General features: G+C 61.7%; 11 protein-coding genes. 5 read left to right on the top strand and 6 right to left on the bottom strand.

The annotated features are described in order from the left end of the window. The 4 genes from DFR34_RS06195 to DFR34_RS06180 form a co-directional block, all read left to right on the top strand. Nucleotides 1–476, top strand: a 476-nt coding sequence (locus DFR34_RS06195; RefSeq protein WP_146215066.1) for a DUF4214 domain-containing protein, incomplete at its 5' end; no start/stop codon positions are given. A 93-nt stretch (nucleotides 477–569) separates the two neighbouring features. Further along, complete coding sequence (locus DFR34_RS06190) at nucleotides 570–902, top strand: phage tail protein (protein ID WP_110390273.1); 333 nt, start codon at nucleotides 570–572, stop codon at nucleotides 900–902. A gap of 218 nt (nucleotides 903–1120) precedes the next feature. Further along, entirely contained in the window at nucleotides 1121–1699 is a 579-nt protein-coding gene (locus DFR34_RS06185; protein WP_110390272.1) for a helix-turn-helix domain-containing protein, read from the top strand. Nucleotides 1700–1963: 264 nt separating this feature from the next. Continuing rightward, the gene (locus DFR34_RS06180; protein WP_110390271.1) at nucleotides 1964–2230 is read left to right on the top strand and encodes a hypothetical protein; all 267 of its coding nucleotides are present in this window, start codon (nucleotides 1964–1966) and stop codon (nucleotides 2228–2230) included. A gap of 80 nt (nucleotides 2231–2310) precedes the next feature. Here the strand turns inward: DFR34_RS06180 and DFR34_RS06175 are convergent, their stop codons facing one another. The 6 genes from DFR34_RS06175 to pyrE all read right to left on the bottom strand — a co-directional run bounded on the left by DFR34_RS06175 (nucleotide 2311) and on the right by pyrE (nucleotide 10316). After that, the gene (locus tag DFR34_RS06175) at nucleotides 2311–2724 is read right to left on the bottom strand and encodes a hypothetical protein (protein ID WP_110390270.1); all 414 of its coding nucleotides are present in this window, start codon (nucleotides 2722–2724) and stop codon (nucleotides 2311–2313) included. A gap of 97 nt (nucleotides 2725–2821) precedes the next feature. Further along, nucleotides 2822–4840: an NADPH-dependent 2,4-dienoyl-CoA reductase gene (locus tag DFR34_RS06170; RefSeq protein WP_110390269.1), complete on the bottom strand. Its 2019-nt coding sequence runs from the start codon at nucleotides 4838–4840 to the stop codon at nucleotides 2822–2824. Between the two features lie 136 nt (nucleotides 4841–4976). Then, on the bottom strand, nucleotides 4977–7526 hold the full coding sequence (locus tag DFR34_RS06165; RefSeq protein ID WP_158281746.1) for a hybrid sensor histidine kinase/response regulator: 2550 nt from the start codon (nucleotides 7524–7526) through the stop codon (nucleotides 4977–4979). Nucleotides 7527–7759: 233 nt separating this feature from the next. Beyond that, nucleotides 7760–8569: a response regulator transcription factor gene (locus DFR34_RS06160; protein ID WP_110390267.1), complete on the bottom strand. Its 810-nt coding sequence runs from the start codon at nucleotides 8567–8569 to the stop codon at nucleotides 7760–7762. Between the two features lie 329 nt (nucleotides 8570–8898). Continuing rightward, nucleotides 8899–9678, bottom strand: coding sequence for a tRNA cyclic N6-threonylcarbamoyladenosine(37) synthase TcdA (gene tcdA, locus DFR34_RS06155; protein ID WP_110390266.1), 780 nt, complete (start codon nucleotides 9676–9678; stop codon nucleotides 8899–8901). Beyond that, the gene (pyrE, locus tag DFR34_RS06150; RefSeq protein WP_110390265.1) at nucleotides 9678–10316 is read right to left on the bottom strand and encodes an orotate phosphoribosyltransferase; all 639 of its coding nucleotides are present in this window, start codon (nucleotides 10314–10316) and stop codon (nucleotides 9678–9680) included. The genes tcdA and pyrE overlap by 1 nt, the downstream gene beginning before the upstream one ends. 76 nt (nucleotides 10317–10392) lie before the next feature. Between pyrE and DFR34_RS06145 the strand changes: the two genes are divergently transcribed. Beyond that, nucleotides 10393–11163, top strand: a complete 771-nt coding sequence (locus DFR34_RS06145) for an exodeoxyribonuclease III (protein WP_110390264.1) — start codon at nucleotides 10393–10395, stop codon at nucleotides 11161–11163. Nucleotides 11164–11327: the final 164 nt, after the last annotated feature.

Here is an 11327-nt window from a genome sequence, read left to right as displayed (position 1 = left end):
ATGGCTACGTCAAGGTGATCAACAATGCCGACACCAGCAAGAGCACGCTGGTGGTCAACACCGAAACCCTGCAATTTGCTGATAGCAGTGAGACCCTCCAGGCGCGCGACGAACTGAAAGTGCTGGCGGGGTCTTACCTGCAAGTGCTGGGTCGTCAGGCGGATGTATATGGCTTTGATTACTTTGGCGATCTGCAATCCAAGGGCTACAGTCTGGGTGGCATTGCCATCAATATGATCAAGTCCGATGAAGCCAAGGCACGGGGCTTTGTGCTGACTGGCGATGCGGTGAACGATGTGGAAATGCTGTACAAGGCGATTCTGGGTCGGGAGTCGGATGCCGGTGGCAAGGCGGCGTGGGTGCAGCAGATGCAGGCAAACGGCATGACGCTGGAGCAGGTGGCCAATGCGTTCATGGTGTCTGGTGAGATGCAGAAGCAGTATCTGGTGCAGACCGGTTGGGATTTTTTGGTGTAAGCTTCTTCCCGTCGGGTTAAATCCCGAAGCATGTCAAAAATGCCCGGCCATTGGCTGGGCATTTTTCATTTAGGTTAATTGGAGAGTGAATTCATGGAAGCATTTATCGGAACGATTATGCCCTGGGCGGGTAACTATGTGCCGCAGGGCTGGCTGGCATGTGATGGCGCCACCTATTCCTTCATGCAGCAATCCCAGTTCCAGGCCTTGTACGCCGTGATTGGCAACACCTACGGCGGCAGCTCGGCTGCGCAAACCTTTGCCGTGCCGGATCTGCGTGGCCGTGTACCGATGGGGGCGGGCAATGCACTTCGTCCGGGCACTGTCACCACCTTGTCCGTGGGGGCTGGCACGACCCAGTTGCCGGCGCTGGCGGTCAATTACATCATTTGCTATAACGGGCTGTTCCCGATGCGAGATGATTGATTGACGGTTTGATTCGGCCGTATGAGACATGTGGAAGAGGCATGTCTTGTGGATGACGTATGGCAGGGCAAGAGATAAAAAACTGTTGCGCTGCCTGCGTGGAATTTTGCTGCACGTGATGTCAATTACATCCTGTTACACATTTGACTTGCCGCCCACTTGCTGACAGGGGACAATTCTTTATTCATAATTCTGTGTTGGTTTGGTGTGTTGTTCTCATGAGCAAGCCTTCTCTTCCCGTGATTCACAATATTGCGGCCAATCTGCGCCGTATCCGCCAGCAGCGTGGGTTGACCCAGGACGTCTTGGCTCAGTCAGCCGGGGTCAGCCGGCGTATGCTGGTCAATATCGAGGCGCATGAAAGCAATGTCAGCTTTGCCACGCTGGACCGGCTGGCCAATGCGCTGAGCCTGTCATTTGCCGAACTGGTTCGCCCAGCCAGTGTCGAGGAAAAATCCGAACGGCCATTGTCCCGACCGCTGCGGGTCTGGCAGGATGAGCACAGTGACAGCCATGGCACCTTGCTGGAGAGCGTGCGCTTTGCCGGCCAGTGCATTGAGCTATGGCATTGGCAGCTGGCTCCTGGTGTCACCTATGAAGCCGAGCCGGCTTCGTTGGGCAGTCAGGAAATGCTGTACATCATCAGTGGGGAACTGGTGCTGACGCTGGATGGCTTGGTGCGCCCGCTGGTGACAGGCACGTCGATTGCTTTTGCTTCTGATCAGCCTTACCGCTTTCACAACCCCGGGCCGTTCATGCTGCGTTTCAGTAAAAATGTCTTGCTGGCTGCCGAATGAGGATTCCCCGTCTGCATTGATCAAGCGGCGGAGACATTCATGCAACATGGCTGTGAAAAAATCGGTCTGATGGCCGATAAATGCGTAAGGTTTGACTTACGACAACACCGCCTGGGACTAAATTAGCAATTCTGATGCCCATTGCATGATGCCCGCTGCGCCAGGATGGCGCGCCCCAAGGGCGGATCAAGCCGCTTTTCGCACCCACCCGCTATGGGTGCGCAAGCGGCGCTTTCTCATGAACACCGTCAAGGACAGCACGCCATGTCTACCTACGCCGTGATTTTGCCCGCCGAAAAAATCAAGCAGTTCGCTGAACAGTTGCCGGTGGAGTACTCCGCGTCCACGGTGTACATCAACGGCATCTTTTTCCTGATGTCCAACAAATCCGCGTTCACCCTGTGCAAAGAGTTCCAGGCCTCGCTGGCGTCTGAGTCGATCATGGTGCTCGGCGTGTCGCGCAACACCGCGGTGCTGGGCATTGCCCACGATAAAACCTCCAGCCTGCAAAAACTGGTGGCGCTGGCCTGATCTGATCCCGGCCCCCTGATGCACCTGCGCCCCCGTCTCAGCCTGGCTGAGCGGGGGCGCAGTCTGTTCACCGCGTGTGCTTACGCTTCGTCGTCCAGCGTCGCCACTTGGCTGCGGCGTCTGGCCACGGTGCGCAGCAGCACATAGGCAATCATCGCGCCGATAAAAAACAGCAGCAGCATCCAGGCAATGCTTTGCAGGCTGTCGATCAGCGAGCGGTACAGCTCCAGCGTCCAGCGCTCCAGCGACAATTCCGGCGCGGTGGCGCCGGGCCGGTTTGGCGCGATGTATTTTTCCAGATCCAGCGGGCGCACCCCGCCCGACACCCCCACCACCACAATGGCAAAGCGCAGATAACGCTGCCAGGCGCTGGCCAGCTCGGCGCCCAGAATGGTGTGCAGAATGCGCAGGATGGCGGCGTCAAAAAAGCGCACGGTCAGCAGCGCGGCGCCCAGCGCCACCAGGGTGGAGCTGATCAGCAACAATAAGAACATGAGTGTCACCCATGGCCCGCCATCTGGCTGGCCTGAAAACTTGCCGGTCAAAAAAAGCGCGCCGATCGGCGCGCCATGATTTTAAGCCATGCGCGTTTCAAAGCGCCATCGCGGTTTCCAGCCCTTGCAGGATGGCGCGCTTGGCGTCGAGCTCAGCGGCCACGTCCGCGCCGCCAATCAAGTGCACCGGCACGCCCCGCGCCGCCACGCCGGCTTGCAGCTCGCGGCAGGGTTCCTGGCCGGCGCAAATCACCACATGGTCCACCGGCAGCACGCTGACCTGGCCTTGCACATTGATGTGCAGGCCGGCGTCGTCGATGCGCAGATAATTCACCCCGGCCAGCATGCGCACCTGGCGGTTTTTCAGCGCGGTGCGGTGAATCCAGCCGGTGGTCTTGCCCAGGCCGTCGCCCGGCTTGCTGCTCTTGCGTTGCAGCAGGTAAATCTCGCGCGGGCTGGCCGGCGGCTGTCCGCCCTCGGCGCACAAACCACCGCGCGCCGCCAGCTCGGCGTCTACGCCCCATTCGCGCAGGAAGGCGTCGCGGCCGTGTGCGGCGTCGCTGCTGTGGCTGAGGTATTCCGCCGTGTCAAAGCCGATGCCGCCGGCGCCAATGATGGCGACTTTCTGGCCCACCGGTTTTTTGTGCTTGAGCACGTCCAGATAGGTCAGCACTTTCGGGTGCTCAATGCCGGGGATGTCCGGCAGGCGTGGACGGATGCCGGTGGCTAGCACCACTTCGTCAAAATCAGCCAGATCATCGGCGCTGACCCAGGCGCCCAGTTTGACGGTGACCTGGTTCAGTTCCAGCTGGCGGGCAAAGTAGCGCAGGGTTTCCTGAAACTCATCCTTGCCGGGAATCTGCTTGGCGACATTAAACTGGCCGCCGATTTCGCTGGCGGCGTCAAACAATGTCACCGCGTGGCCGCGCTGGGCAGCGGTGACCGCGCAGGACAAACCGGCCGGGCCGGCGCCCACCACGGCCACGCGCTTGGCCTGCGCCGCCGGGGTGATCACCCGCTCGGTTTCGTGGCAGGCCAGCGGATTGACCAGACAGCTGGCCAGCTTGCCGGCAAAGATATGGTCCAGACAGGCTTGGTTGCAGCCAATACAGGTGTTGATTTCGTCGGCGCGGTTGTCCGCCGCCTTGGCGACAAAAGCCGGGTCGGCCAGGAAGGGGCGCGCCATCGACACCATATCGGCGCAGCCTTCGGCCAGCACCTGCTCGGCCACGTCCGGGGTGTTGATGCGGTTGGTGGTGATCAGCGGAATGCCCACCTTGCCCATCAGTTTTTGCGTCACCCAGGCAAAGCCGGCGCGCGGCACCAGGGTGGCGATGGTGGGGATGCGCGCCTCGTGCCAGCCAATGCCGGTGTTGATCAGGTTGGCGCCAGCGGCTTCGACGGCCTGCGCCAGCTCGACGATTTCGCCAAAGCTGCTGCCTTCTTCCACCAGATCCAGCATCGACAAGCGGTAAATAATAATAAAGTTCGGCCCCACCGCCTCGCGCACCGCCTTGAGGATTTCCAGCGCAAAGCGGATGCGGTTTTGGTAGCTGCCGCCCCATTCGTCGTCGCGCTGATTGGTGCGCGCGGCGATGAATTGGTTGATCAGATAGCCTTCCGAGCCCATCACCTCGACGCCGTCGTAGCCGGCTTGCTGGGCCAGGCGCGCGCAGCGGGCAAAGTCGGCAATGGTTTGCCACACTTGCTCGCTGCTCAGCGCCACCGGGCGGAAGGGGTTGATCGGCGCTTGCAGCGCCGACGGCGCCACCGGGTTGGGCTGGTAAGAGTAACGCCCGGTGTGCAGGATTTGCAGGGCGATTTTGCCGCCCGCGGCGTGCACGGCGTCGGTCACCACGCGGTGCTGCTCGGCTTCGTGCTCGTTGGTGAGCATGGCGCTGTGCATCATCACCCGCCCGGCTTCGTTGGGGGCCACGCCGCCGGTGACCATCAGGCCCACGCCGCCGCGCGCGCGCTCGGCGTAAAACGCCGCCATGCGGGCAAAGCCGCCGGGGGCTTCTTCCAGCCCGGTGTGCATCGAGCCCATCAGGACACGGTTTTTCAGCGTGGTGAAGCCCAGGTCAAGCGGGGCGAGCAGGTGCGGGTAGGCGGACATGCAAATATCCTTAATAAAGCGTGGGTGATGGGACAACAGCGCAGTGTGTCGATAAAGATACTTACTGGTAAGTAAGTTGTCAAACGTGCGTCTGCTCAGTGCCGCAGGCACAAGCCGGTGCCACCACGGCCAACCGCTATGCGCTCTGGCAGCGCGACACCAGCGTGCGCAGCTGGGTCAGGTCGGCATGGTCGGCGTATTGCCGCACTTGTTGGGCAAATGCCTGCCATTGAGGATAGTCATTGGCCAATTGGTCGGCCCAGTCGGCCAGATCAGAAATCGCCCCCATGTCGATCAGCGGCGTCAGTCCTTCCAGCAGCTCGGGCGGCGGGCAGTCTACGGCATCATCGGCATCGATGGTGGCCGGGGTATCGCTGGCGTGCAGCCCCAATTGCTGACCAATGGTGTGCAGCAGCTGGGCAATGCTGATGGGTTTTAGCAGGTGGGTGTCAAAGCCGGCATCTTCACTGGGCGGCGCCGCCGACAGCAGTACCACGGGCAGCCACGGGGCATGCTCGCGCGCGCAGGTCAGCACCGCCAGGCCGTCCGCCTGCGGCATTTGAAAATCGGTCAGCACCAGATCGGGCAGGGGCGGGCGCTGGGCCTGTAAATGGTCGATGGCTTGCTGGCCATCGGCGCAGCGCAGCACCTGAAAACCATGGCCTTCCAGCTCGGTGGCCAGCATATCGCGAATATCCGGGTGATCTTCCGCCAACAGAATAGTGCGGCCCTGGCCGTCCAGCGGGCTGAGCACGTTTTGATTGTCCACCAGCCGATGCACCGGCAGTTCGTCTTCACGCGCCAGCGGCACGGTCAGCGACAGCACAAAGGTGGTGCCGTGACCGGGGCGGCTGCGCACGGTGATGCGCGCGTTCATGCGCTCGGCCCATTGCGCGGCAATTGCCAGGCCCAGGCCCAGGCCCGGCGTGCGCCCGGCGGAGGGCAGGCGTTCGAAGGGCTGAAAAATCCGCGCCTGGTCTTCCAGTGCAATGCCGGGGCCGGTGTCGCTGACATTGAACTTGATCTTGGCAAAACCTGGCTTGGGCTGGCTGCTGCGAATGGTCAGGCGGATGGCGCCGTGATGGGTGAATTTGGCGGCGTTGGCCAGCAGGTTTTGCAAAATCTGCTGCAAGCGTTTGGCGTCCACGCTGACAATGGCCGGCAGATTGCGCGTATCCACCAGAAAACGGTTGCCCTGCCGGCTGGCCAGGGTTTCCGCCTCGGCCGCCACCGCGTCGATCAAGGCGTGCAGATACACCGGCGTGGGGTGCAGCGCATCGCCTTGCGAGGCGCCGCGCGCGTAGTCGATCAAATCGTCAATCAGCGCCAGCAGATGGTTGGCGCTGCGGCGGATGATGCCGCCGCGCGGCGCGTCGGCGCGGCCGGCGGCCTGAATCATGTCGGCGTAGCCCATGATGGCGGTCAGCGGCGTGCGCAAATCATGGCTGACGCGGGCCAGAAAATCATTTTTGGCCAGGTTGGCGGCTTCAGCGGCGATCAGCGCATTGCGCAGCTCGCGGGTGCGGTCCACCACTGCGCGCTCCAGCTGGCTTTGCTGGCGGCTCTGGATTTCCAGCAGGATGCGCTGGGTGCGCTCGTGGTCGCGTTGCAATTGCAGTGAGCGGCTGGTGACCCCCACCAGCAGGGTGATGGCCAGGGCAATATTGTAAAACCACCATACCCCGTCATGCATGGTGGATACCGGCGCCAGCAGCCCCAGCAGGGACAATTGCCATTGCACGCCAGCCCCCCAGAACACCACGATGCTGACGCCAAACAGCTTGGCGTTGGGCGTGCGGCGGATACAGGCCAGTGCACATGGCAATACCCAACTGACATTGCCCAAGAGCAGGGTCAGCGACAGCACGCTGGAGGCCATGCGGTAATCACCCAGGCTCATCCACAGCATCAACGCCACCAACACCCCGGCCAGCAACCAGGCTTGGCGATACATCCAGGGCGGCAGGGTCTGGCGAAAGTGCAAAAAGGACATCGACAGCAGCATGAACATCAGCGCCGAGCTGGCTCCCATCACCCCTGTCAGCCGCACCACCTCGGCGCCACCCTGTGTCCAGAAATACCGGTAGCCATAGCCCAGAAACACCAGCGCATGGCACATGAAGCTGGCCAGCCACAGGGCAAACAGGGTGAACACCGTATCCCGGCGCACCACCCCCTGAATCAAAGCATATACTGCCACCGCGCCCAGCATGCCCATCATCAGGCCTTGCAACTGGTGCTGGTTGGTTTCCTGCTCGCGAAAGGCCAGCGGTTGCCACAGGCTAGTGCCCAGAGAGACAGCGCTACGGCTTTCTACACGCAGCATCAGCTCTTCCATGCCTCCACCAGGCACGGTGATCGGAAATACCACCATGTCGGCACTGACCTCACGCCAAAACTGCGGGTAGCGCCACCCTGCCACCCGGGTGATGCCCGGCCCCATATCGCCCATGGCGCGCTGGCTGAGCTGCACGTCTTCCAGTCGGGGATTGTCCAGAACCAGCCAGTAAGTCACCGGCTCGGCGCGGGTGTTGCGTAATTGCGTTCGTAGCCAGAATACCGAGGACGAAAATCCCGGATTCATGCGCTCAGCGGTCAGTGGGCGAAAGTGCTCGCTTTGCCAGGCTACCAGCGTGTCGCGCCCGCCCAGCGGGTCTTCCCACATCTGCCAGTTCAACGTGGGCATGCTGCTGGCGCCGGCAGGCCAGGCCAGCCAGGCAAGCGCAATCAAGCAGACACGCAGCACAGCGTTCATCGGGACAGTCAGGGAAAATGGACACGTGTGCATTATGCCTGCATCCCGCCAGGCTGGCGCGTCCACCCGCGGGGGCGGCTGCCAATCTGGCCATGGCGAGATGGCGCAGGCCAGCCGGGTGATCAGACGGTGTACTGACGTGGGCTGGTCAACGAGGAGGGATGTCAGGCTCGCGCGTCGTGCGGCTCGGATTCGCGGCGGAAATCGCTGGGCGTCAGACCAAAGCGCTCACGAAAGGCGGTAGAAAAATTGGCCTGATTGCTATAGCCACAGTGGCTGGCAATCTGCTGCACCGGCAGTGCGCTTTCTGCCAGTAGCCGGCGGGCTTCTGACAGGCGCAACTCGCGCAGGTAGTCGAACACCGTGGCGCCAGCGCAATGCTTGAAGGCCTCGTTCAGCCGACGGGTATTGGTGCCCACGGCGGTGGCCAGTTCACTCAGATTGGGGGCAGAAGCCAGACTCTCGCGCAGGATCTTGCGTGCCGAAGCAAACAGAACCTTGTCGAGATTGGAAGCGTGACCAGGCACCGCTTCATCTTCCGGGGCTGCGGAAGACGAGCGGGCCGGCGCGTGGACCTTGTTGGCCAGACCGAGGTGGATTCCTACCCGCAACTTGACCTCTTCAAAATCGAAAGGTTTGGTTACGTAGTCCACCGCGCCTTCGTTCAGACCGGCAACCCGGTCTTGCGGCATGGCAGCGGCGGTGAGAAAGATCACCGGGATCTTGCTGGTTTGTCCGTCTGCCTTGAGGCGGCGACAGGTGGCTAATCCGTCGCAGCGTGGCATATGGATATCCAGCAAGACCAAGTCTGGCTGAATGGCAACCGCTTTCTGGTAACCATCCAGGCCGTCCTCCGCCACATAAAGGCGATAGCCTTGTTGTCGGAGGAAGTCTGCGAGCAGGAGCCGATCTTCAGCGGCGTCATCCACCAGCAGGATACGAGGAGAGAGGTTTTTAAACGGGGCAGCGTTCATGGATATATTGTGGCATAGCCCCCCCCTGTGTCACGGGGGGCGCTGGGCTTTTTACCTGGCTTTACCGCAGTTTTTCCCTTCTAACAAAAACTTTCTGCACTTAGCCAAAAGAAGCCATCCCAGCCGGAAAAACCGTTAGCCTGATGCGGTTTTTATCTGGCTGACAGCGTGCTGACAAGCTAATTTTGTCTGACTGACGCTGCAATCTTGTTCTGCGTAAATAGCATTTTTTGATGTCTTTGGCGTGGCTTCTGGTCGCGTGGTGTTGTCATCTGGCGTCTGGGCGCATTTCCCCTGGCAGCTCGGCTTGATGCACGGGCCGGCCGCGGCTAACTCGTCTGGCGCGCCAGATCGCGCAGCACCCGGCTGGCCGCCGCCAGGCCAAAACCAGCGGTCACCCCCATCACCGAACCAAACCCGGCGCAGTTCAAACCCTGGGCGCCAGCCGCGCCCGCCTCGCAGGCGGCGCTTGGGCGGATCAAAGGCTCAGTGGAAAACACGCAGGGCACGCCAAACTTGCCTTCGCGGGCAAAGCCATGCTGGCGGCGCAGGGTGTAGCGCAGCTTGGACGCCATCGGGTCGTCGGTGGTGCGCGACAAATCATCCACCACAATGCGGGTGGGGTCGGTCTTGCCGCCAGCGCCGCCGCTGACCACCACCGGCACCTTATGGCGGCGACACCAGGCAATCAGCGCCGCCTTGGCGCGCAGGCTGTCGATGGCGTCCACCACATAATCCAGCTGGGTGGACAACAGCTGGCCCACCGTGTCCGGCTCGATGAACTCATCCACGCGGTGAATCACCAGCTGCGGATTGATCTGCAACAGGCGCTCGGCCATGGCGTCCACCTTGGCCATGCCCAGCGTGTCGCTCAGTGCATGCGCCTGGCGGTTGATATTGGACGGGGCGACATGGTCCAGATCAATCAGCGTCAGCTCGCCAATCGCACTGCGCGCCAGCGCCTCGGCCGCCCACGAGCCCACACCGCCCACGCCAATCACGCAGACATGCGCATGGCGAAAGCGCGCCAGCGCCGCCTCGCCATACAACCGGCCAATGCCGCCAAAGCGGCGCGCCCAATCGTCGGGCGCAGACAGCGGCTCGCTCATCACACGCCGTACTGGTCGCGGTAAGCCTGCACCTTGGCCTGGTTGTCGGCCAAGTCCGGGCTGTGGGCCAGATAACCGAGCAAATCGTCCAGCGTGGCGATGGCCACCACCGGCATGCCGTAGTCGCGCTGCACTTCCTGCACGGCGGACAATTCCCCCTTGCCGCGCTCTTTGCGGTCCAGCGCAATCGACACCGCCGCCGGGGTGGCGCCATGGGCGCGGATCAGCTCGACCGATTCGCGCACCGAGGTGCCGGCGGAAATCACGTCGTCGATAATCAGCACCCGGCCTTGCAGCGGCGCGCCAATCAGCACGCCGCCCTCGCCGTGGTCTTTGGCTTCTTTGCGGTTGAAGGCAAACGGAATGTCCAGGCCGTCTTCGGCCAGCATCATCGCCGTGGCGCCGGCCAGGGTGATGCCCTTGTAGGCCGGGCCAAACAGCATGTCGAATTCCACCCCGCTGGCGCGGATGGCCTGGGCGTAAAACCGTGCCAGCTTCAGCAGGCTGGCGCCGTGGTTGAACAGACCGGCGTTAAAGAAATACGGCGACAGGCGGCCGGCCTTGGTGACAAACTCGCCAAAGCGCAACACCTGCTCTTCCACGGCAAAACGAATAAAATCCTGGCGAAAATCGCTCATTGGGCATCCTCAATTTCAATACTTGGCCATGCTGGCGCCGGCAAAAACGGGCGACAGCATAGCATGGAGACTTCTCTTGCCACGAATCATCAGCGCCAACCTCAACGGCATTCGCTCGGCCACGCAAAAAGGCTTTTTCGACTGGCTGGCCGGCCAGCACGCCGACGTGGTGTGCGTGCAGGAACTCAAGGCCCAGCACGACGACCTGACCGAGCGCATGCGCGCGCCCGACGGCCTGCAAGGCTGGTTTCACCCCGCCGAGAAAAAAGGCTATAGCGGCGTGGGCCTGTACGCGCGGCGCGAGCCGGATCGGCTGGACATCGGCCTGGGCATTGCCGACATCGACGCCGAAGGGCGCTATCTGCGCGCCGACTTTGGCGCGCTGACCGTGGTGTCATTATACCTGCCGTCCGGCTCCAGCTCGGACGACCGTCAGCAGGTGAAGTTTGATTTTCTGGCGCGCTTTCTGCCTTATCTACGCGAATTGGCCGCCAGTGGCCGCGATGTGGTGGTGTGCGGCGACTGGAATATCGCCCATCAGGAAATCGACCTGAAAAACTGGAAGGGCAATCTGAAAAACAGCGGATTTTTGCCGGAAGAACGCGCCTGGATGACCCAGCTATTGGGCGAAGAAGGCTGGCGCGACATCTGGCGCCAGCTTTACCCGGAAATTCCCGGCTACACCTGGTGGAGCAATCGCGGCCAGGCTTACGCCAAGGACGTGGGCTGGCGCATTGATTACCAGATTGCCACCCCGGCGCTGGCGGCACGGGCGCACAGCGCCAGCGTGTACAAGGGTGAGAAGTTTTCTGACCATGCGCCGTTGATTGTGGATTACACCGAGTAATGCTGGCCGGGCCTCCCTCGATGTGTGGAGGCCCGCTGTCGATGACCTGTGCCCACGCCCAATCACGTTTCATGGTGAAAAACATGTGTTTAATAGCAAGGGGAGATTGCTGGCAACTATATGAATTTTCAGTTAATTACTGAGCGTATAAATGCGCTGGACAG

This window comes from Rivihabitans pingtungensis, assembly GCF_003201855.1.
Taxonomy (GTDB): Bacteria; Pseudomonadota; Gammaproteobacteria; order Burkholderiales; family Aquaspirillaceae; genus Rivihabitans; species Rivihabitans pingtungensis.
The sequence above is the reverse complement of the archived record's forward strand: the minus strand, read 5'-3'. Positions and strand labels throughout refer to the sequence as shown.